This is a genomic window from Mycobacterium sp. (genome assembly GCF_036273375.1).
Taxonomy (GTDB): domain Bacteria; phylum Actinomycetota; class Actinomycetes; order Mycobacteriales; family Mycobacteriaceae; genus Mycobacterium.
Genome location: NZ_DASUHS010000173.1, coordinates 1 through 22,696 on the forward strand (window position 1 = coordinate 1; position 22,696 = coordinate 22,696).

Below are 22,696 nucleotides of genomic sequence, written 5' to 3' on the forward strand. Positions count from 1 at the left end.
CCTCCCCGTCGACGGCGGCCAGTTCGCCGGGATCGGGCAGTGCATCGACGTAGAACAGCGTCGCCACCATGTGCGCGGCCCCCAAAACTGCGGCTAGCGCCCGGTAAAGGTCTCGCGTAGTCGGCTGAACAGCCCGCCGCCGGCGTGCGTCGAACGGACCTCGGCCACATCGCGGCTGCGGCGGTTCTTCAACTCGCGCAACAGTTCGCCGTCGTGATGGTCCAGCCGGGTGGGGACGACCACCTCGACGTGGACGTGCAGATTGCCCCGAGCGGCCGACCGCAGGTGCGGCATGCCGTGGCCGCGCAGCGTGATGACCGAACCCGGTTGCGTGCCAGGCGGAATGGTGATCTCGCTCATGCCGTCGAGGATGGCGTCGACGGTGACCGTGACGCCGAGCGCCGCGTCGACCATCGGCACCGAAACGGTGCAGTGCAGGTCGTCACCATCGCGGACGAAGATGTCGTGGGCCTGCTCATGAACCTCGACGTACAAGTCCCCGGCCGGTCCGCCCCCGGGCCCGACCTCACCCTGGGCCGCAAGCCGGACGCGCATACCGTCGCCGACACCGGCGGGAATCTTGACGCTGATCTCCCGGCGCGCCCGCACCCGGCCATCGCCCATGCACTGGTGGCACGGGTCGGGGATGACGACGCCGACGCCACGGCACGTCGGACACGGTCGCGACGTCATCACCTGTCCCAACAGCGAGCGCTGCACCGTCTGCACCTCGCCGCGGCCACCGCAGGTGTCGCAGGGCACCGGCACCGAATCGCCGTTGGTGCCCTTGCCCTGGCATCGGTCACACAGCACCGCGGTGTCGACGGTGACCTGCTTGGTCACACCGGTGGCGCATTCTTCGAGATCGAGTCGCATCCGCAGCAGCGAGTCCGAGCCCGGCCGCACCCGCCCGATCGGGCCGCGGGAGGTAGCGCCGCCGCTGAAGCCGCCGCCGAAGAATGCCTCGAACACGTCGCCCAGGCCGCCACCGAATCCGCCGAAACCGCCCCCCGCCGCGGCCGCATTCGCCAGCGGGTCCCCGCCCAGGTCGACGATCCGCCGCTTCTCCGGATCGCTCAGCACCTCGTAGGCCGCACTGATCTCCTGGAATCTCGCCTGCGCGGCCGCGTCGGGGTTGACGTCGGGATGCAGTTCACGCGCCAGCTTGCGGTACGCGCGCTTGATCTCCGCGTCGCTGGCGTTTCTGCTCACGCCGAGCAGCCCGTAGTAATCGCGTGCCACGCTTGACTCTCCTATACCTGGTCTTTCCCGCGCCTACCCACCCTGCGGGTGCGCGTTCATCGAGCACCCAGGACATCGCCGATATAAAGGGCAACCGCAGCAACGCTGGCGATAGTTCCCGGATAGTCCATCCGGGTGGGCCCCAGGACACCCATTCCCCCGTACACGGTGTCGGAGGTGCCGTAGGCGGTGGTCACCACGGAGGTGCCCAATATTTGCTCGGCGGCCGTCTCATGGCCGATGCGCACCGTCACCTTACCGGCTTCCTGCTGGGCGGCCAGCAACCGCAGCACCACCACCTGCTCCTCCAGCGCTTCCAGGATGGAGCGCAACGAGCCACCGAAATCGGCCGCGTTACGGGTCAGGTTGGCGGTACCGCCCAGCAACAAGCGCTCTTCGGTGTGTTCGACGAGCGATTCCAGCAACACCGTCGCCGACCGGCCGACGGCGTCACCCAGACCGTCTGGGCTGCTCAGTTGTCCGGCGAGGTCGGCCACCGCGATCGAGGCGGCCGACAGTTTCTTGCCCACCAGCGCCTGACCGAGCATCTCCCGCAGCTGAGAAAGTTCGTGGTCGTCGATGACGTCACCGAGTTCGACGACCCGCTGGTCGACGCGGCCGGAGTCGGTGATGACGACCATCAACAGCCGCGCCGGGGTCAGGGCGATCACTTCGAGGTGACGCACGGTGGACGACGACAGCGTGGGGTACTGCACCACCGCCACCTGCCGGGTCAGTTGCGAGAGCAGCCGGACCGCCCGGCGCAGGACGTCATCGAGATCGACGCCGGACTCGAGGAAGCTCTGAATGGCGCGTCGTTCGGCCGAGGAGAGAGGCTTGACGTCGTCGAGCCGATCGACGAATTCGCGGTAGCCCTTTTCGGTGGGCACCCGGCCGGAACTGGTGTGCGGCTGGGTGATGTAGCCCTCGGCCTCGAGTACCGCCATGTCGTTGCGGACCGTGGCGGACGAGACGCCCAGGTTGTGGCGGTCCACCAACGCCTTGGAACCGATCGGCTCTTTGGTTGCGACGAAGTCGGCGACAATGGCGCGCAGCACCTCGAACCGACGGTCATCGGCACTTCCCACCGGCCGCCACCTCCTTCGATACCGCCTTGACCGGATTCATTTTACGGGTTCGGGCGATGCCGACCGTTATCAGCGGCGGTTCGGCGGAGCCGGTGGCCGCGGGATCACGGCCCGTCATCGCCGCGACGCCGGCGGCGGCTGTCGAAAACTTTCTTCGAACGCATCGGTGCTGACGAACATCAGTCCGGCTAGCCTTTCCAGAATGAACCGGTCGGGCCATAGCAATGAGTCGGGAGACGTCGGCCGATGATTTTCAAGGGCGTGCGGGACGGCAAGCCGTATCCCGAGCACAACCTGTCCTATCGGGATTGGTCCCAGATACCGCCGCAGCAGATTCGGCTCGACGAATTGGTCACCACCACAACGGTGCTCGCACTGGACCGCTTGCTCTCGGAGGACTCCACCTTCTACGGCGATCTCTTCCCCCACGCGGTGCGATGGAAGGGCATCACTTATCTCGAAGACGGCCTGCATCGTGCGGTGCGCGCCGCGCTGCGGAACCGCACCGTGCTGCACGCCCGGGTGTACAACATGGATATGCCGCTGGGCTCGCCCGCATAAGTGTCACGTTCGGGCCTCGCCGCGTGTCGACCTAGTAAGGACGTTGGTTTCGCACCACAACTTGCCAGGAGGATCGCCATGCCACGACTGCAAGGAATCTCCGACCGCGACGCCGGCCTCGGCGCCAAGATCGCCTTCTTTTTCACCAAGCGCAAGCTCGCGCACATGACCGGGCTGGAAACCGCGGGAATGCTGGAACCGCTGCGGATGTATGCGCACATCCCGCGATTGCTCAATGCCTACGGCAAGTTGGAGCAGGCCGAGTCGAAGTTGACCGTTCTCAGCCCCCGCCAGCGGGCACTGGCCGAGCTGAAGTCGGCGACGACGGTGCGCTGCGAATACTGCATCGATCTCGGCTCACAGATCGCCCGCCGCTGGGGCATCACCGATGAAGAGTTGCTGGCCCTGGCCGATTATCAGAACGCGCCGTGCTTTTCCGACGCCGACAAGCTGATCCTGCAGTACGCCACCGCGATCAGCCGCACCCCGGTTGACGTGAGCGATGAACTGTTCGATGGGCTGCGGGCGCATTTCGACACCGCCCAACTGGTCGGCCTGACCCACGTGATCACCCTGGGCAACCTTCGTGCCCGTTTCAACATCGCGCTCGATATCGGGTCGTCGGGCTTTTCGGCTAACCGGATCTGCGCCTTACCCGAGACCGATCGGCCGTGACGGCGGATGCGTCATTGGCGGCTCGCTTCGAGGCGGCCCGACCACAGCTGGGCGCCGTCGCCTACCGCATGCTGGGCTCGATCGACGACGCGCAGGATGCGGTGCAGGAGGCCTGGCTGCGGCTGAGCCACAGCGGCGAATCGGACGGCGGGGACGGCATCGCCAACCTGGACGCCTGGCTGACCACCGTGGTGGCGCGCATCTGCCTGAATATGTTGCGCGACCGCCGAACTCACGGCGGCGAGGAGCTGGCCGGTCACCTGCCGGATCCGATCGTGGAGGCGGTAGGTGAATTCGACCCCGAGCACCGCGCGATGCTGGCCGACGCGGTGGGGCTGGCGCTGTTCGTTGTGCTGGATACGCTGCCGCCGGCCGAGCGGCTGGCGTTCGTGCTGCACGACCTCTTCACCGTGCCGTTCGATCAGATCGCGGCCATCGTCGACCGAACACCGGAGGCGACCCGCAAGCTGGCCAGCCGGGCCCGACGACGGATCGAGCAGGCCGATCCGGCTCCCGACGGCACCTTGGTCGCGCAACGCGAGGTGGTCGACGCCTTCTTCGCGGCGGGGCGCAGTGGCGACTTCGACCGCCTGGTGACGGTGCTCCATCCCGACGTGGTGTTGCGTGGTGACTTCGGCGCCGCCACGGCCGTCTTCCGCGCCGAGGGCGCGTCCTCGGTGGCCCGGCTGGCCCGCGGTTACGCCGGGCCGGAACGTGAAGTGTGCGCGGCGACCGTGAACGGTGCCGCCGGCGCGGTGATTTTCATCGCCGGCCGTGCGGCATCCGTCATGGGTTTCGTGGTGCGCGACGGCCGAATCCGCGCGATCGACGTGCTGGCGGATCCGGCGCGCATCGCCAAGTTGGACCTGCGCGCCTTACGCGCCGATCACTGACCGGCGGCCTGCAGCAACTCCATCGCCGACGCCCGCGACAGCACCCAGCCGCCCTGGTTGACGAACGTGACGTTCTGCGAGACCGGCGACGTCAGCTTGGGGCCGGAGACTGCAACGTCGGCGGTCGCCGAACCGGCCGCGGCCGGTTGGATGTTCGTGACGCCGAACGACAGCGGCAGGTCGCCGTTCTTGGCCGCCTTCTGCAGCTTCTTGTCGGCGACGTGCGCTTCGATCCCGCTGATGCCGCCCTGCACCAGGTTGCTCTTGTTGGTGAAGGAGACGCTGGGGTCGGCCAGGCTGGTGAGCACGCCGGTCAGCTGATCGGGAGTGGGCACGTTGGCGCCGGCAACCGGCTGTGCCGGCGGCGGATCCTGCGGAAGCGGCGCACCGACGGTGGTGAGCCGCACTCCGGCGGCCAGCGCACTCGGCGTGGCGACCGAGGCCACGCCGGCCGCGGCGCCCCCGACGATGGCCAGCGCTGCCACCCCGGTGGCAATGGTCTTGACGGTTCCCATGGTTCCCCCTTAGACGAGCACGAATCTCGACGCACGATCAGCAATCCGCATCGCCCACTGGTGGCGGTGTGGATGGTGTCAGCGTGCCCTTTGCGTCTGTATTTCGCGTCTGGGCACCGATACGTTACGGCGATCCGATGTGTAAAAACCACGAGCGAACTGTGCGCCGACTGTGCGAGGACATGCGTTGATACCGACCGATCGGTGCGTACCCGGGGGTCAAACGCCAAACCCCATGCGCCGCCGTCCGGGGCGCATGGGGTTTGGTTGAAACGTCGGTGTTACTCGACTGTCTTAGTTGGTCGCCGTCGACGCCTGTATCAGAGCAAGCGCCGCGTCGTGTTGCAAGACCCAGTTTCCGTTCTGGTTGACGAACACCAGGTGCTTGTTGACCGGCCCGGCGAACTTCGGCCCCGTGATGCCCACGTCGGCCTGCGCCATGTTCGGACCCGCCGGCGCGATGTTGGTCACGTTGAACTGCTCGGGGAAGTTCCCGTTGCGGTACGCCTTTCGCAGGTCGTGGTCGGCCACCATACCCTCGTTTTGACTGACGCCGTTTTCAACGAAGTTGGTCTTGTCCCTGTAGTTAACGCCGGGGTCGGTTACTTGGGTGCAGAGTGTGGACAACTGCTCCGGGGTCGGCAGCCCCGGCGCTCCCGGTGGCGGGGGCGGCGGGTCCTGCGGCAGTGGCGCCCCGACCGCAGCCAGTTGCACCTGATCGAGGCCGATCGGTGCTGCAATGGAAGCCACGCCGGCGGCGGCGCCGCCAATGGCGGTCAAGGCCGCCACGCCCGTGGCAATGGACTTCACGGATTTCACAGGTCCCCCTTCGATACCCGTGGACCGTGGCGGATATCTTGCGGATGGCCGCACGTGGTCACACGTCTCCATGGATGAAGATGGTGTAAGTGTGCACCGTGACTCTGGAATTTGTGTCTCAGGTCGGTCACGTTACGACGACGCTACGGTCGCAACGTACGAAACACGCTAAATATTCTGTGCTGCAAGCATGTAGCAGCACAAGCCTCGTCCCGTCGTCATCAAAGGGGTTGACGCTCATCGTGTCTGCTTCCCACCGAATACTTGGGGCGGGTGACGGTGGATCCCAACACCCGGTCGGATAGCAGTCCAAGGCAGCTCAGGTTGGGAAAACCCGGCCCCTGGGTAAGTCCTGACAAGTTCGGCAGGAACAACTTGGGTGTCACGTCCGTGACGGCCAGGTCATAACCTATCGCCTCCTGCAGCCGCTCTGAGGTCAACGGCCCACCCAGACCGAGTTCTAGCAGATCAAGTGCGTCCTGACTGAATAACGTTGCGAACCAGAGTGAGTCAGCGCCGGAGCCGTCGATCACGAGATCAAACCCATGCACCGTCTCCAGGTTCTCGCTGCCGCGGTTGGTGGACAGCGTCAAGCGGATCTGCCCCTCCTTGCCTACCGCGTGCGCGACACGGCCACGCAGGTGGTGAATGCGATCGTCGGCCAGCAGCGCTTCCTGCACGTTGGACGAAAAAACCCCACGGTCGGTGCGGGCCAACGCATCGCGGCGTTCGGCAAGGGTGAGGGCCGGCCAGTTGGTGGGATCGGAGAACAGCGAGTTCTCGAAAAACCCCTCGCCGCGGGTGAACAACGTGGCCTGCGGAGAAATCACGGTGATGCTCGACACGCGGTGCCGGAACAGTTCATAGAGCATCGCCGCGGCCGTCTCGCCACCGCCGATCACCGCCACCCGCTCCGCATTGATCCGGTCGTGATTGGCGGCGCGGTCCCAGAATTGGGCAATCGACAGCATGCGCGGATTGCCGGGAAGCAAGGATCTTTCGGCCTGGCCGGGACCGGTGATCATCAACGCATCGGCGTGCACGGTGGTCTCGTGAGTGTGCAGCGCCCAGCGGTCCCCGGCGATCGCCAATCGTTCGACGTCACCGTGCACCACGTTCATTCCCACGTGATCGGCGACCCAGCTCAGGTACTGGCTCCACCGGCGATGCGTCGGCGCCGGTCTGCCGCGGTCGATCCACTCGGCGAATGACGCCGTCGCGATCAGATATGACTGCCAGCTGTAGCGGGTCATCCGCTCGTCGAGTTCGGCGTTGCGGCGTGGCACCAGCGCCGAGCGGTAGGGAAACCCGACGTCTTTTTCCGGGCTGGTGCCCAGCCGGTGCGCGCCGTCGGTCCAGCCGCCGCTGGCCTGCCAGTTCGCCGCGACGCCGATCCGTTCCACGGCGACCACATCGGGAACCTCGACGCCCATTTCGCGCAGCGCGAAGGCCTTGGCAGCCACAGCCACCGCCTTGGCGCCGGCACCCACGATCGCCAGTGTGCTCATCTCACCATCTCCCGCAGCGAATCAATCCAAAGTTCCTGTAGCGCACCAATATCCGTGTCATCGAGGATGTCGGGCAGGGCGCGCCACTGCGCGGCCAGAATCCGCTCCCCGTCATAGGTCAGCACCATCGCCGCGATGGTGACCTCGTGGCGCACCGCCAGCTCCGGCTCCGGCACCGGCGAGGTCCCGGCGAGTAACTCGCGCTCGAGCCGCAGCCCCGTTCCGCCGTCGGTGTGGGCGGCGCCGAGATAGTTCAGCAGCAGTTGCGGTGGTGAAAAAGCGGCGAGCCGCTCGGCGGTGTCGTCCCGCAAGTAGCGCAGCAACCCGTAGTCGAGTCCATCGCCGGGGATCGCCGACAGCTTCTCCCCCACCTTGTGCGGATCGGTCGAGTCCAGTCGTACCGGGTAGATGGAGCTGAGCAACCCGACCGTGTCGCTGGTGTCGAGGGTGTGCGCACCCGGCCAGTCCACCAAAGTATCGGCGCGACCGTGTGTTTCGAGTGCGAGCAGCGGGGGCGGGGTGGCTTGACCGCGCAGCTCGCGCCAGCGCGTCACCGTCGCCGCGGTGGCGGCGACCAGGAGCGTGGGCAACGACAGGCCCGATTCGAGCAGCCGGCGGGTGACCTCGGCGTCGGTGACGACGTTACGAACGATCAGATTGCGAGCCCGGTCGCGGCTTGGGTCGAGCCGGCGGGCACCGAGGTCGGGATCGTCGCCGTCCAGTTGGGACGCCCAAAATTGCACCGTGTCCAACCGGTGTGCCCGCGCGGTGAGCGCGTCTGCCCAACGTCGATAGCTGGTGTGTTCGCGAATGGGTGCCGGTGAGTGGCCGGTGGCCGAGGCCGTCAGGGCGGCACCGAGCTCGCCGAGGATGACTCGCCACGACGCCGGGTCCAGCGCGACGACGTGCGCGGCCAGCAGCAGAACGCTCTCCCCCACGGGGGGTCGTAACCACACCACGGACAGCAGCGTTCCGCGTTCGGGGTCCAGGCGGTCGACGGCCTGGGCGACATGGGCGGGCACCGCCGCGGCCAGATCGCCAACCACCTCAACCTCTTTGACGACGCTGGCGATGTCGGCGGCCGGCACCGGCGCCAGGGTCATGGTGGAGCGGATTACCCGGGTGCGCAGCACTTCGTGGCCGTCGATGATGCCGGCTAAAGCCGCATCCAACTGCTCGCGGCGCAGCGTCTCGGGCAATCGGATGGCTTCGGTCTGGGCGAGCCTGCGCGGGTCGCCGAATTCGTAGAGCCACCGGCCGTTGGGCAGCAACGGCATTGCCCCGGTGCCGGTGTCCACCTGCTGGGCAGCGGCCGCGGTCTCCGAATCGATCGCTTCGGCCAGTTCGCGAACATGGCTGCACTCGAGGATGAGCCTGGCGCGCAGCGCAATTCCGCGTGCTCGTGCCGCTTGTACCACCGACAGCGCCATGATGCTGTCCAGGCCCAGCTGCAGGAAGTCCGCGGTGACGTCGATGCGCGGTTGCCCGAGTAACTCGGCGAGCAGTTCGGCCAGCGCGGATTCCGTGGCGGTCTCGGGCGTCGCCGCGCCGACCTCGGACTCGGCGTAATCGAAAGCGGCCAACGCGGTTTCGTCCAGCTTTCCGTTGGCGGTCAACGGGATATCGTCGACCAGGACGATGCGCTGTGGAACCATGTAGCGCGGCAGCCGTGTGCTGAGCATGCTCCGCAGTTCGGCCGTTGCGGGCCGGTCGGTGGCCGTGTCGGCGGCCACGTACGCGGTGAGCCGCGAAACGCCCCGGCGCCGCTGTACCAACACTCCCGCGTGCCGCACGGCCGGGTGCGATTCGAGGGCGGCGGCAATTTCGCCGGGTTCGACGCGGTGGCCGCGGATCTTCACCTGCGCATCGGCGCGTCCCACGTATTGCAGTGAGCCGTCGGGCAACCGGCGCACCAGGTCGCCCGTGCGATACATCCGTTCGGCCGGCGCAAACGGGTCGGCAACAAAGCGGGCCGCGGTCTCCGGAGCGCGGCCCAGGTAACCACGGGCCAGCTGGGCACCGCCCAGATACAGTTCGCCCGTCGCTCCGCAGGGCACCGGGCGCAGCGCGGAATCCAGCACGTAGCCGCGGGTGTGCCGGGTCGGCCGCCCGATGGCTGGCTCGTCGTGCTCGGCCATGGCGGCGACCACCGCTTCGACTGTGGTCTCGGTGGGCCCGTAGCAGTTGTAGGCCGTCATCGACGTGGTGCTGCACGTGTTGCGGATCCGCGCCCAGGCCGAACTGCCGACCGCCTCGCCGCCCAGCGCCAGTACGGTCAGGGGCGCCTCGGTCAGCAAACCGAAGGCCTGCAGCTGGGCAAACATCGACGGGGTGGTGTCGATCATGTCGATATCGTGCGCGGCGATCAGCGCGACAAGCGCCTCGGCATCACTCTGGGTCTGCTCGTCGACGACATACACGCCGTGCCCGTCGAGCAAGCCAACCAACGGCTGCCACGCGGCATCGAAGGCGAACGACCACGCGTGGGCGATGCGCAGCGGCCGGCCCAGTTTGTCTGCCGCAGGCCGCAACACGCGGTCCAGATGATCGTCGGCGTAGGCGCCCACCGCACCGTGAGTTCCGATGACGCCCTTGGGTTCTCCGGTCGTGCCCGAGGTGAACACCACATACGCGGCCTGGGCGAGTGGAACGTCCACGGGGTTGAAGTCGTCGTCGTGCGGTTGGCTGACCTCCAGCAGCGTCTCGGTCAGCTGTTCGTCCAACACGATCAGCGCTCCCGATTGACGCAGGATGGAGTCCACCCGTTCGGGGGGCATTCCCGGCTCCATCGGCACGCACATGCCGCCGGCTTTGAGCACGGCGAGTATCGCGATGACGTACTGCGGGCCCCGGAAAAGTCTTATGCCCACCGGTGTTTCGGGCTTGACTCCTTTTTGGGCCAGTCGCGCCGCGAGCCGGGTGCTGTCCAGATCCAGCTCGCGATAGCTCAGCGTGCCACCCACCCAGCTGACCGCCGGGTGGTCCGGTGCCCTGGCCACGACGTCGGCAAATCGCGCGTGGATGCTCAACGGCGACATCGGCTTTGCCGTGCCGGCGGCCCGCAGCGGATTCGCCTCATCGTCCAACAGGACACTGACATCGCGCAGCGGACGCTCCCAGCCCTGCAGCAGCCTCTGGGCGGTGGTGAGCACCCGCTGCCCGAACGTGGCGGCGGGAACGGCACCCAGCGCTCCGTCGATTGCTTCGATCAGCACCACCAGCTCGCCGCCATCCATATGGGCTGCGACGGCGATGGGGAAATGCGACAGGGTTTGCAGGGCGGACGGTCGGAATGTCGCTCCGCCAGCGGTCAATTCGCCACCTGCGGTCAGTCCGTCCATCGGGAAGTTCTCGTAGACCAGTAGGGTGTCGAACATTTCCCCGACCCCGCCGAGGGCCCGAAGTTGGGCATGCCCCAGATAGCTGTGCTCACGCAGCAGCGCGGCGTCGCGCTGCACGGCGCGGCATTGCTCGCCGGCCGTCGCGGCAGGGTCGAGCCGCACGCGCAACGGCACGGTGTTGATGAACAGACCGACCATGGTCTCGACGCCGGTCAATTCGGGTGGGCGACCGGCAACCGTGACCCCGAAAACCACATCGTGCGTGTCGATCAGCCGCGACAGCACCAGCGCCCACGCCATCTGCATCAGGGTGTTGACGGTGATGCCGCGGGATCGGCTGTCGTCGATCAGCCGCGTGGTGGTGTTGGCCGGCAGTCGCAGCCGGGTGGTGCGCGGCAGCGCCGTCTGCCGACCCTCCGTCCTCTCGATGGATCCCAGCGATGCGGCGAGCAGGGTGGGGCCCGGCATACCCGCGAGGTGCTCGCGCCAGACCCGGTGGCTGGTTTCCGGGTCGCGGCTCGCCAGCCAGCCGATGTAATCGCGATAGGGCCGCGGGGCAACGGGTAGCGCCGACGGATCACCGCCGGCCTGATACAGGATCATCATCTCGTTGACGAACACCGGCAACGACCATCCGTCGATCACGATGTGATGGGCGGTGAGCACCAAACGCCATCGCGCGCCGGGCAATTCGATCAGCAGGAAGCGAATTACCGGCCCACGTTCCAGATCGAACGGTCGTCGGCGTTCGCCGGTTTCCAGCGCCGGCACGTCGTCGGGTGTGGCGGCGACCAGGCGCCAGGGCAGCTCGACGCGGGATGGCACGATCTGGACCGGTCGCGGGATTCCCCGGCTGAAGAAGCTCGCCCGCAGATTCGGGTGCCGCACCAACATCTGCTCCGCGCATTCACGTAACAGAGCGACATCGAGCCCGCCGGAGATGTCCGCCCCGATTCCGATGACGTACGGGTCGTCCGCCGGTTCGCCGTCGGCGAACTCGGCGAGTGTGGTCAGCGAATACAACCCCTCCTGCAGCGGGCTCAGCGCCATCACGTCGTCGATGTCGGGCGCAATATCGGTTTTGGCAGCCGTCATGTCGTGCCTTCGCGCGACGACGAGAAAAGTTGCGTCACGGCAGCCAAATCCGCTGGCGATAGTCCGGACGTACTCATCGGCTCGAAACGAGTGTCGGTCGCCTGCTCGTCCTGTTCGATGTCGACTCCTTCGTCGCCCAGGGCGTCCAGCGCGGCGGCCAACTGCTGCACCGTCGGGTTCTCGAAGATCATGCGCGGACTCACGGCCAGGCCGGCCGCCCGCGCCCGCGAGGCGAGCTGCACGGACAGGATGCTGTCGCCGCCGAGGGCGAAGAAGTCGTCGAAGCGCCCGATTTCGGGGGTCGACAGCAGTTCCGCGAATACCTTGGCCAGCGCCCGTTCGGTGTCCGTGCGCGCGGGTTCGGTCTGGCCGCCGGTGCCGACCGCCGGCCGCGGGAGTCCGGGCCGATTCAGTTTGCCCGATTCGGTTTTCGGGAGGGCGTCGAGCACGGTGAGCGACGACGGCAGCATGTAGCCCGGCAGGGTGGCGGCGATCGCGGCGCGAACGTCCCCTGCGAATGTCGCCTTGTCGGCGTCATCGGTGATCGATCGTTGCGGCACCACGTAGCCCGCCAGCGACGTGCCGCCGTGCACCTCCCACGTGCGGGCCGCCGCGGCGGCGACGCCGTCGGCTGCGTCTAGTGCCGCCTCGACCTCGGCCAGCTCGACGCGGAAACCGCGCACCTGCACCTGGTGGTCGGAACGTCCGACGAATTCCAGTTGGCCGTCCCCGGTCCACCGGGCCAGGTCGCCACTGCGGTACAACCGCGAACCCGGCTCGACCCCATAGGGATTGGCGATAAACCGCGTCGCGGTCAGGCCCGGGCGTTTCCAATACCCTCGAGCCAGCTGGTCACCGGCGTAGTACAGCTCGCCCACCACACCGACCGGCACGGGACGCAATCCATCGTCGAGCAAATAGGCCTCTGCACCCGGGACGGGCTTACCGACAAGCGGATTCGGCAGGCCCAGTCGTCCGCGGGACACCGCGCCCGAGGTCTCGGTGGAACCGATGTTGTTCAAGAGCTCGGTGCCGGCGACGTCCTCGTCGGCGCACACCGATACCAGCCGCTGCAGCAGCGCTGTGCTCACCGGTTCGCCCCCGCAGACCAGTCGTGACAGCGAGCGCACAGCGTCGGGCCGGCTGTCCACCAAGGCCGAGACCAGGCTGGGCACCGCCGTCACCTGGGCGACCGAATACCGGTTCATCAAGTCCCCGAGGGCCTCCGGATCGCGGTGCTCGGCATCGTCGGCCAGGATCATGGTCGCGCCGGCCGCCAGGCCGGCCAGCATCTCCATACCGCCTTCGAGGAAGGTGATCGAGGCCTGCGCCAGTCGGACGTCGTCGGTTCGCGGCGGGTAGTGCCGCAGCTGCCAGTCGAGCCGGGCTGCCATCGAGCGATGCGTTCCCACTGCACCTTTCGGCTTTCCGGTGGACCCGGAGGTGAACACCAGGTACATCGGGTCGTCGGGGTGCGGCAGCGGCAAGCCCCCTAACTCCGGACTCACGTCGTCGCTGCCGACCAGGGCGCGTATCTGAGGGTCGTCTAGCGAGATCAGCTCAACCCCGGGCACCCGCGGCATGGCGTCCATCGCTTCGACTGTCGCGACTACGACCGGCGGTTGCACGTCATCGAGCATGAATTGCTTTCGTGCCGGCGGATAACCGGGATCGATCGGAAAGTAACCGGCGCCGGCCTTCATGATGGCCACCAGCGCCACCACCAACTCGATGCTCCGCCGGGTCGACAACCCGACCAGCGACCCCGGGCCCACTCCATTCTTCACGAGCAGCGCGGCCAGGTTGTCCGAACGGCGGTGCAGCGCGGGGTAATCGATGCTTTCCGCGCCGCAGCGCACCGCGATGCGGTCGGTGCCCCACGTTCGGCTGGGTTCCAGCAATCCCGGGATGGTGCGCGGCCGGTCCTGTGGCGGCTGCTCGCCGCGGCTCCAGTCCCGCAGAATGCGGTGCTGTTCGGAGGCATCGATCAGCTGGACGTCTCGCAAAGTCTGATCAAGGTCATCGGCAAACTCGGTGAGTGCCCGAGTCAGCCATCGAGCCAACCGCTCGATGGTGGTCCTGGCGTAGAGTTCGGTCCGGTAGATGACATTGCAGTTGTAGCCGATGTCGCCGGAGCCGTCGGTACCGAAGAAGTTGACGCTCAGATCGGCGTGCGCCATGTCGAAGATCGGGTCCAGCGAGGTGCACACGGTGTCCTGCTCGCCGCTGCCCGCGGCCGCGGTCTCGATGACCCGCGTGGCGGACAGGTGATCCCGGACGTGCACCACGACCTGGAACAGCGGGTTGCGTGACAGCGAGCGCACCGGGCTGACGCTGTCGACCACGCGGTCGAACGGCAGGTCCTGGTGGGCATAGGCGGCCAGTGCGGTCTCGCGGGCCCGCCTGAGCAGTTCACGCAACGTCGGGTTGCCGTCCATGTCGTTGCGCAGCACCAGGATGTTGACGAAAAATCCAATCAGCTGGTCCAATTCGGCTTCGGTGCGGCCGGCGACCGGGGTGCCCAGCGGAATATCGGTTCCGCCACCGGCTTTGTGCAAGACCACGGCGACGGCCGTTTGCAGCAGCATGAATTCGGTGATGCCCAGCTCGCGGCAGAGCTCACCGACCTTGGTGCGGGTGGCCGAGTCGATGTGGAAGGCGACGGACTCCCCCTCGCCGCTGGGCACCGGCTGGCGCGCAAAGTCGGGACGCAGCCCGGTGTCCTCCGGCATCCCGGCCAGTTGCCGAGTCCAGTACTGCCGCTGATCGCCGGCGATCGCGGATTCCTGGTCGCTGGCGTCCCCCAAGAACGTGCGCTGCCATGCCGCGTAGTCGGCGTACTGCACACGAAGCGGCGCCCAGGACGGCGCTTCTCCGCCGCGCCGGGCCCGGTAGGCCGTCACTACGTCGGAGAACAGCACACCCGCCGACCAATGGTCGGAGGCGATATGGTGCACGACCAGCGACAGCACGTGCTCGCCCGCGTTCTCGGTGCGCAGCACCGCGACCCGGATCGGCAATTCGGCGTCCAGCTCGAAGCGGTGGCACCTCTCGACGTCGAGCTGCTGTTGCAACCAGGCGTCGTCGGGTCCCTCCTCACGGCGCACCGGAACCTCGGTGCCGGCGGGGCCCACGACCTGATACGGCACGCCGTCCAGCTCGACATAGCTGGTGCGCAGGATTTCGTGCCTGGCGACTACATCGTTGACGGCGACGATCAGCGCATCGATGTCCCACGGCCCGGTCAGTTTCGCCGCAAAGGGGATGTTGTTGACCCGGCTGGGCCCGTCGACGCGGTAGGCGAACCAGCTGCGCAGCTGCGACGCCGAGAGCGGCATGGGCTCGTCGTGCGCGGTGGTGATCAGCCTGGGCCGCGACTGTGTCAGTTCACCCGAACTCAGCTGGTCGATCCGCTTCGCCAGCGCCCCGACAGTGGCGAGTTCGAACACGTCGCGGATGCCGATTTCCACGCCGCACTCCGCGCGGATGGCGGTGACCAGTTTGGTGGCGACCAGCGAGTGGCCGCCCAGATCGAAGAACGAGTCGTCGACGCCGACCCGATCATGGCCGAGCAGCCCGGAAAACAGTTGCGCGATGCGCTGTTCGGTGGGAGTCGTGGGGTCGCGGTATTCGGTGGCCGCTGCGATCTGTGGTTGTGGCAGCGCGGTGCGGTCGATCTTCTGGTGCGCGGTGATCGGGATTTCGTCGAGCACCACATAGGCGGCCGGGGTCATGTAGTCCGGCAGTGCGGCGGCCACCCGGGCCCGGATACGCTCGACGTCAACCGTTTCCGTGCCTGCGCCCTGGGCCGGCGTCACGTACCCCACCAGGCTCTTGCCCAACTTGGGCAGGTCCATGGCCAGCACGACCGCTTGCCCGACGCTGGGGTCGACCGAGATCGCGGCCGCGATCTCACCCAACTCGATGCGGAAACCGCGGATCTTCACCTGCTCGTCGGCGCGGCCGACGAACTCGATGTCACCGTTGGCGTTGCGGCGGGCCAGGTCACCGGAGCGGTACATCCGCCCGCCGGGCGTGAACGGGTCGGCGACGAATCGCTCGGATGTCATCTGCGGCCTGCGGTGATATCCGTGCGCGACATGTGTTCCGGCGATGTAGATTTCACCGATCACGCCGACGGGGACCGGCTGCAGCGCGTTGTCGAGCAGATACACCTGCGTGTTGATCTTGGGTCGGCCGATCGGCACCACCCGGGTGCCCTGGGCACCCTCCACGTGGTAGCTGGTGCAGTTCACCACCGTCTCAGTCGGCCCGTAGAAGTTGTACAGCGACGCGTCGAAGGTGGCGTGGAACTTGTCGGCGATCTCGCCGGGCAGGGGCTCCCCGCCGATGGGCACGCGTCGCAGGGTCCGCCACTGGCTGACTCCGGGCAATGAGAGAAACAGCCCCAACAGCGACGGAACGAAGTGCATCGACGTAATGCCCTCACGCGCCAGCAGGTCGGTGAGGTAGCCGATGTCGCGCAGTCCATCGGGCCGCGGAATCACCAAGCGGGCACCCATGATCAACGTGCCGAAGATTTCGCCCATCGACACGTCGAAGCTGGGCGAGGCGACCTGCAGCAGACGATCGGTGTCGTCGACCCGGTATTCGTCGCCGAACCAGACGAAATACTCGGCGATCGGTGCGTGCGGCACCGGAACACCCTTGGGCAGCCCGGTGGAACCCGAGGTGTAGATCAGGTAGGCGGTGTTTTGTGGGCTCAGCGGTCGGATCAGCTCTGCCGGCGCGGTGGCCGGATAGTGTGCCGCGTCGGCAACCGGTTCGCGCAAAACCAGTTTGGCGTCCGCGTCCTCGAGAATGAAGGTCAGCCGGTCCCCGGGGTAGGTGGGATCCACCGGCAGATAGACTCCGCCCGCTTTGAGCACCCCGAGTGCGGTGATGACCAATTCGGGAGACTTGTCCAGCAGCACCGCGACGCGATCCTCGGTACCGATGCCTTGCTCGATGAGCCAGTGCGCCAACCGATTCGACTCTTCGTCGATTTCCCGGTAAGTATAGGCGCGACCCTCATAGACGACGGCGACGGCATCGGGCGTCAGACTCGCCCTGCGGCTGACCAACTCGGGCAAAGTGCTGGCCGGGATGCCGAAATCCTCGCCGGTCGACACCTCCCGCAGCCACTCGGTGTCTTCGTCGCTCATCAACGCGCACGCCGACAGCGTCACGTCGGGCTCGGAGAGCAGGCCGTCCAGCAAGGCGCCGTAGTGGCGCAGCAATTGCTCGACCAACTGCTGATCCATGACCTCTACCAGGTACTCGGCCTCGACCATGCCGCCGGAGCCATCGGGTCTCCGGTTCAGCTCGACCATCAAACTCAGGGGCAATTGGTTGAAATGCCCGCGCAGTTCGCCGCGTTCGCAGCCCACGCCCGGCGCGCGGAAGCCGGCGCCGTCGGGCCCCCGTTGCCCGAAGCTCACCCGGGTCATCCGGTCGGCGCCATGTCGACGATCGGGATTCGACTCGCGCACCAGCCAGTCCAGGTCGGCGCGGGAATGCGCGAAGGCGCCTACCGCGTCGTCGCGAGTTTGGGCCAGCAGCTCGCGGAACGTCTGGTGCGCCTGCGGCCGCAGCCGAATCACCACGGTGTTGCCGTAATACCCGATCACATCCTCGGTGTCCACGCCGCGGTTGAGCACCGGGGCCGCCACCAGGAAGTCGGTTGACTGGGTGTAGCGGTGCACGAGTGCGGCGAACGCCGCCATCAACACCATGTACGGAGTGGCGCCCGTCTCGCGGGCCAGCGCGGCCGCCCGATCGACGGTGTCCGCCGACAAATGCGCGAACGCGCGTTGCGCGCGCCAGGTGGTGGGTACCACAGAGCCGTTGGCCCCGGGAAGCTCGAGGGGCTCCGGTAGGTCGGCCATCAACGGCCGCCAGTAGTCCAGGTCCGCCTGGCGAATGGCGGTCGAATCCGCCGAATGATCCGTTAGCACCGGGCCGTCGGCGAAGGCGTCCGGGTCGGTGTATGCGCGGGTCAGGTCGGCGAAGAACGGTGCCCACGAGCCGTCGTCCCAGGCGATGTGGTGCGCGGTGATCAGCAGCATCAGTTCGTCGTCAGCCAAGCGCGCCACCGTGACTCGCAGCGGTAAATCCTCGCTCAGGTCGAACGGCCGGCGAAAGTCCCGCTGCGCCAACACATCCAGCCGTAATCGGCGTGCCTGATCGGTCAACCCGGTCAGGTCGTGCTCGGCCCATTCGGGCCGCAGGTCGTCTTGGATCACCGGATGCGGGTCGCCGTCCCCGTCGGTGGCATACGTCATGTGCAGTACCGGGTGCCGCGCGGCGACGGCGTCGACCGCATGGTGCAACCGTGCGGTGTCGACCGTGCCGGAGAGGCGGTAGGAGACGCAGATGTTGAGCAGCGGGCTGTCGGGATCGACGGACTGCACGAACCACATCCGGTGCTGCCCGACCGACATGCGCGGCTCGTCGTGGGCCGCCACGGGCGCTGGGGCCGTCGTCCTGGCCAGGCCACGCTCAGCGAGCTTGCGGCGCAGTAATTCCAGGCGCTCGTCATCGAGACGGGTGCTGACGCCGGTGGTGTCTGTCACGCTAGGAGTCCAACCTTTCTAGCATCGCGAGCGTTAAGTGGTGCGCACCATTGGCGGCGCCGGCGCGCTCGAATGTCGGCGCCCCCGCGGGTCCGCCGGTCGAGCCGGGGCGCAACGCCTCGATCAGCTCGGTCACGGTGATGCCGCCGAGCATGCGGGACACCGGAACCGAATTGCCTACCGTGCGGCGCAGCCGCTTACGCAAATCGAGTGCGAGCAACGAGTCCACACCCAGGTCGATGAGCGACGTGCCCGGGTCAATCGAGAGCGAGTCACCCAGGTGCAACGTGGCGGCCAATTCGGCCCGCACTATCTCGGCGAGTGGCGTCTCAACCGAGACTTCGCGGCCGTTGTCCTCGCCGGTGCGTGAGTCGGTGAACGGCACTGACATTCCCTGGCTTTCAAAGAACACCTGGAGCCGCTCGAAGTTCGCGTCGAAAATCAGTGGATCGCCCTCGTAGCGATACAGACTGGCTTCGATCGCCTGCTCCGGCTCCATTGCCACCAAACCGGAGCGCTCGGTGCGGGTGATCTCATTACCCACCACTACCCCAGCTCCTTGCCACAGGCCCCATCGGATCGCCGTGCAGTCGCGGCCCGTGGCACGCAACTGGGCGGCCAATACGTCGAGCATCCGGTTGGATGCCGCGTATGCGGCGTGGGTGTAGCCACCCCAGACTCCGAACACCGACGAGCAGGCCAGTATCCGGCAGTCCGGCCGTAGCGGCCACACATCGGTCAACACCGCCAATCCGTTGACCTTGGCCGCGCAGACCGCCGCCACGTCCGAACCGGTGAGATCCGAACGCGAGCGCGGTTGCGCGATGCCCGCGGTGTGAATCAGCAATGACGCGCCCGGCCCCGCGTAGTTCGCGGCAACGGCGGCCAGTGCGGCACGATCGGTGATATCGCACTGCGGGGCACGTACTTGGGCCTGATTCCGGTCAGCGAGCTCACGCAGTGCGGCGGGGTCAACGCCGTTGCGGCTCAACAGAGTAACGGTCCGGGCACCGTGTTTCAGGCAATACCGTGCGTACTGCAGTCCGATGGCTCCGGTGCCACCGGTGATCACCACGTTGTCCAGCGCGGCGGCATCGAGTGGTCGCCGGGTCGCCGATTCGCGGCACGCGCGGAACGTCCGGACGTGGCGTCGTGGCGATTCGGCGCCGCGCAATGCGACCTCGGCCGCCTCGCCGAGCAGCACCTCGACGGCGGCCTGTGCAGTGGCGGGATCGACATCTCGGTGCGCGAGGTCGAGATGCCCGAAGGCCTGGTCCGGGAATTCGAAGCCGACGCTGCGATGCATGCCGGCCAGCGCCGCCTGCGTCGGAGAGACCTTGCGGTCATCCCGAGCGATCTGTTCGGCACCGACGGTGAGCAACCAGACGGCCCGGCATCGAGGGCCGATGAGCGCGGGGTAATCGGGGAGGCCCGCATCGGGCCGCCCGGCGATCTGCTCGATTGCGGCGGGGGCGTCGAGCTCGTCGAGGTCCGGGGCGGCCACCACGAGGATTTCCGCTTCATTCGGTGACACCGCTCGGCAGCCGCCATGTGCCGCAACGGCATCGGCGAGTCGCTGCGTCAGTTCACCCGCACCGAAGAAGCCGATGTCAAGGGTGGTCGCGCTCGGTGTGATCGGCGCCGCCGTCGGCTGCCAGTCCTCGACGACCACGGTGAGCGCCGGCGTCGCCGCCGCTTCGGTCACTCGTTCCGGTGCCGCCCACAGGTGCACCGCCCGCATTGGCGCGTTCGGGAATCCCCGCAGCACAGGCCGGTCGGCAGTCGGGACCGCCTCGGCCCACTTGCGGCCGGGGTCGGCGGTCGCGATGGCGGCGATGCTCGCCGACAGTGAATCGGTGATGGATTGGTCGCGATGCCCCGAGCCGACGATGACGGTCGCCTCGTCGTCGACGATGCCGCCCAGCGGGTACAGCAATGACGGGTGCGCCGAGAGCTCCACGAAAGTGTCGGCCCCGCAGCCGCGGGCATACCGCACGGCGAGGTCGAACCGCACGGTGCCACAGAGATTTTCATACCAATAGTCAGCGAAATCGGTCGTGTCACCCACCTCGGTGCCCAGCGTGGAGCCGACGAACCTCACCGGGCCGTCCCGGAACGCCGACTTCGGCGTCAGCTCGGCCAGACTCGCCCGCAACGGTCGAAGCGCGCTGGTGTGTCCGGGATAGTCGACGGACAGTTGCTGGCTGAAGATGCCACGTTGTTGGGCCAGCCGCACCGCGGCGGCCACCGCCTCGTGATCACCGGCGACCACGGTCGACGTCGGCCCGTTGACCGCCGAGACTTCCAGCCAGCCGGGCGTCTCGGCCAGCAGCGCCTCCGCGATGTCGAGGCCGCTCCCGAGCACCGCCATCGCGTAGTGGCCGATCAGCTGGTCGACAACGGTGGCGCGCGCAATCACCAACGCGACCGCGTCCGGTAGCGAAAGCGCTTCCGCCACATAGGCAGCCGCCACCTCGCCGAGGCTGTGACCGATGGTGACATCGGGCAGCACCCCGTAGGATCGCCAGGCTTCTGCCAGACTCACCGCGTGGGTGAACTGCGCTGCCTGAATCTCGGGGCGCGACCAGCTGCGCTCTTCGTCGCTCACCAGATATGGCAGCGGAGAAGGAAACCCGGCGGATGCGAACCCTTGCGTGCACCGGTTGGCGGTCTCGCGATACGCCGGCAGCTGCCGGTAGGCGTCGGCTCCCATCGCCTGCCATTGATTGCCCTGGCCCGGGAACACGAACGCGATGCGCGGTGGCGTCGCCTTGGCGGAGTCTGAGACCAACTCGTGTTCCTCGCCGCGAGCGATCGCGGACAGTCCCGCGACGAGCTCGGCGCTGGTCGCCGCTCGCACCACCGCGCGGTGACGTCGCACCCGGCGCAACCGCAGCAGCGTGGAGGCAACGGCGGCGGTCAGGTCTGCCGAGTCGTCGACACGACCCAGGTAGTCCGCGATCGCCGAGGCGTCTCGGCGGATCAGCTCTGGGTCGTGGGCACTGAGCAGCACCGGGACGCGCCCGTCCGGCAGTCGAGGGGTATGCATCATGCGACCTCGGGGACGGAGACGATCAGATGTGCGTTGGTGCCCGCGATCCCGAACGCGGACGCCGCGGCGGTGCGCTGCCCGTCAACGGCCGGCCACGGCGTCAAAGTCTGCGCCAACCGCAAACCTTGTTTCTCCCATTCGATTTCAGGGCTCGCTTCGCTTGCGTGCAGGGTGGGCGGCACGGCGCGGTGTTCGGCCGAAACCAGCACCTTGGCCAGCCCCAGCGCGCCGGCCGCGGCCAGCGAGTGGCCCACGTTGGATTTCACCGAGCCCAGCAGTGCTCCGCCGCCGGGTTCGGTATCGCCGTAAGTCTGGGCCAGCGACCGCAACTCGGTTCGGTCGCCGAGGCGGGTGCCGGTGCCGTGGCCCTCGATCATTCCCACCTCGGCGGGTTTGATCCCGGCCTGGCTGATCGCGCGCCGGAACAGCCGCACCTGGGCATCACCGCTGGGCGCACTCAGACCGGCGCTGCGCCCGTCCTGATTCATGGCGGTGGCCCGCACCTGCGCGACGATCTGCCGGCCGGCGCGCAACGCGGCCGATTTACGTTGCAGCACAAACATCGCCGCTCCCTCGGCCCATACTGTTCCGCTGGCCTGCGCGCTGTAGGGGCGGCAGTATCCGTCGTCGGAGAGTGCGTGCTGTTTGGAGAACTCGACGAAGAAGCCCGGCGAACCCAGCACGTTGACCCCGCCCGCGATTGCCAGATCGCAGTCGTTGTTCTGCAGGGAGCGCGTCGCGACGTGGAAGGCCACCAGCGCGGATGCGCACGAGGAGTCAAGGGTCAGTGCCGGCCCGGTCAATCCCAGCGTGTAGGCGATGCGGCCCGAGATCACACTGAGCGCGGTGCCGGCCAGCAGATGACCGCTGTGTTCGGAGAACTTGGCCATCTCGGGTCCGTAGCCGGTGGCCGAGGCGCCGACAAAGCAGCCCACATCGTGCCCGGCCAGGTCGTCGGGATTGATGCCGCTGTTTTCGCACGCACGCCAGGCCACCCGTAACGCCACCCGCTGCTGCGGATCCATCACGACGGCCTCGCGGGGTGAGATGCCGAAGAACTCGGGATCGAATGTGGTTGCCCCGGTGAGGAAACCACCGCGGTCATGGATCTCTTTGAAGCCGCTGCGACGCGAGCCGGCGAGCAGTTCGCGCACCGCCCAACCGCGGTCGGTGGGAAACGGGCCCAGCGCCTCACGGCCGTGCGCCAGCAGATCCCAGTACCCCTCCGCGGTTTCGATGCCGCCGGGCGCCTCCACACCCATACCCACGATCACGACCGGATCGGCGCCGTCGGCCCCGACGCCTCCGCCACAACAATCGTCCGACATTGGT

12 protein-coding genes are annotated in these 22,696 nt (G+C 67.4%); 3 read left to right on the forward strand and 9 right to left on the reverse strand.

What is annotated here, in order from left to right; all coding sequences use genetic code 11:
* Nucleotides 1-93: 93 nt before the first annotated feature.
* Together dnaJ and hrcA are read right to left on the reverse strand one after the other, a co-directional pair.
* Complete coding sequence (gene dnaJ / locus VFW69_RS16280) at nt 94-1,242, reverse strand: molecular chaperone DnaJ (protein ID WP_526502535.1); 1,149 nt, start codon at nt 1,240-1,242, stop codon at nt 94-96.
* Nucleotides 1,243-1,298: 56 nt separating this feature from the next.
* The gene (gene hrcA / locus VFW69_RS16285; RefSeq protein ID WP_526502536.1) at nt 1,299-2,330 is read right to left on the reverse strand and encodes a heat-inducible transcriptional repressor HrcA; all 1,032 of its coding nucleotides are present in this window, start codon (nt 2,328-2,330) and stop codon (nt 1,299-1,301) included.
* Between the two features lie 246 nt (nt 2,331-2,576).
* Here hrcA and VFW69_RS16290 point away from each other — a divergent pair, with 246 nt between their 5' ends.
* From VFW69_RS16290 to VFW69_RS16300, 3 genes are all read left to right on the forward strand, one after another.
* A complete protein-coding gene (locus VFW69_RS16290) occupies nt 2,577-2,891 on the forward strand; it encodes a type II toxin-antitoxin system VapB family antitoxin (protein ID WP_064954093.1) in 315 nt (104 codons plus the stop codon).
* A 78-nt stretch (nt 2,892-2,969) separates the two neighbouring features.
* The gene (locus VFW69_RS16295; protein WP_526502537.1) at nt 2,970-3,566 is read left to right on the forward strand and encodes a carboxymuconolactone decarboxylase family protein; all 597 of its coding nucleotides are present in this window, start codon (nt 2,970-2,972) and stop codon (nt 3,564-3,566) included.
* Entirely contained in the window at nt 3,563-4,459 is an 897-nt protein-coding gene (locus VFW69_RS16300) for a sigma-70 family RNA polymerase sigma factor (RefSeq protein WP_526502538.1), read from the forward strand. Before VFW69_RS16295 ends, VFW69_RS16300 begins: the two co-directional genes overlap by 4 nt.
* Here VFW69_RS16300 and VFW69_RS16305 read toward each other — a convergent pair.
* From VFW69_RS16305 to VFW69_RS16335, 7 genes are all read right to left on the reverse strand, one after another.
* Nucleotides 4,453-4,974: an MTB12 family secreted protein gene (locus VFW69_RS16305; RefSeq protein ID WP_526502539.1), complete on the reverse strand. Its 522-nt coding sequence runs from the start codon at nt 4,972-4,974 to the stop codon at nt 4,453-4,455. The two genes, VFW69_RS16300 and VFW69_RS16305, sit on opposite strands and share 7 nt — an antisense overlap.
* A gap of 294 nt (nt 4,975-5,268) precedes the next feature.
* The gene (locus VFW69_RS16310) at nt 5,269-5,793 is read right to left on the reverse strand and encodes an MTB12 family secreted protein (protein ID WP_526502540.1); all 525 of its coding nucleotides are present in this window, start codon (nt 5,791-5,793) and stop codon (nt 5,269-5,271) included.
* Between the two features lie 221 nt (nt 5,794-6,014).
* The gene (gene mbtG, locus VFW69_RS16315) at nt 6,015-7,301 is read right to left on the reverse strand and encodes an NADPH-dependent L-lysine N(6)-monooxygenase MbtG (protein WP_526502541.1); all 1,287 of its coding nucleotides are present in this window, start codon (nt 7,299-7,301) and stop codon (nt 6,015-6,017) included.
* Nucleotides 7,298-11,737 (reverse strand): amino acid adenylation domain-containing protein, encoded by a 4,440-nt coding sequence (locus VFW69_RS16320; RefSeq protein WP_526502542.1) that lies wholly within the window; start codon nt 11,735-11,737, stop codon nt 7,298-7,300. Before VFW69_RS16320 ends, mbtG begins: the two co-directional genes overlap by 4 nt.
* Complete coding sequence (locus VFW69_RS16325; RefSeq protein WP_526502543.1) at nt 11,734-18,312, reverse strand: non-ribosomal peptide synthetase; 6,579 nt, start codon at nt 18,310-18,312, stop codon at nt 11,734-11,736. Before VFW69_RS16325 ends, VFW69_RS16320 begins: the two co-directional genes overlap by 4 nt.
* 1 nt (nt 18,313) lies before the next feature.
* The gene (gene mbtD, locus VFW69_RS16330) at nt 18,314-21,361 is read right to left on the reverse strand and encodes a mycobactin polyketide synthase MbtD (RefSeq protein WP_526502550.1); all 3,048 of its coding nucleotides are present in this window, start codon (nt 21,359-21,361) and stop codon (nt 18,314-18,316) included.
* Nucleotides 21,361-22,692: a beta-ketoacyl [acyl carrier protein] synthase domain-containing protein gene (locus VFW69_RS16335; RefSeq protein WP_526502544.1), complete on the reverse strand. Its 1,332-nt coding sequence runs from the start codon at nt 22,690-22,692 to the stop codon at nt 21,361-21,363. Before VFW69_RS16335 ends, mbtD begins: the two co-directional genes overlap by 1 nt.
* Between the last annotated feature and the right edge of the window lie 4 nt (nt 22,693-22,696).

Bases quoted from the DNA above. Each gene is read 5' to 3' on its own strand.
- VFW69_RS16290 (WP_064954093.1), top strand. From the start codon at position 2,577: ATGATTTTCAAGGGCGTGCGGGACGGCAAGCCGTATCCCGAGCACAAC.
- VFW69_RS16295 (WP_526502537.1), top strand. From the start codon at position 2,970: ATGCCACGACTGCAAGGAATCTCCGACCGCGACGCCGGCCTCGGCGCC.
- VFW69_RS16305 (WP_526502539.1), bottom strand. From the start codon at position 4,974: ATGGGAACCGTCAAGACCATTGCCACCGGGGTGGCAGCGCTGGCCATC.
- mbtG (WP_526502541.1), bottom strand. From the start codon at position 7,301: ATGAGCACACTGGCGATCGTGGGTGCCGGCGCCAAGGCGGTGGCTGTG.
- VFW69_RS16320 (WP_526502542.1), bottom strand. From the start codon at position 11,737: ATGACGGCTGCCAAAACCGATATTGCGCCCGACATCGACGACGTGATG.
- mbtD (WP_526502550.1), bottom strand. From the start codon at position 21,361: ATGCATACCCCTCGACTGCCGGACGGGCGCGTCCCGGTGCTGCTCAGT.
- VFW69_RS16335 (WP_526502544.1), bottom strand. From the start codon at position 22,692: ATGTCGGACGATTGTTGTGGCGGAGGCGTCGGGGCCGACGGCGCCGAT.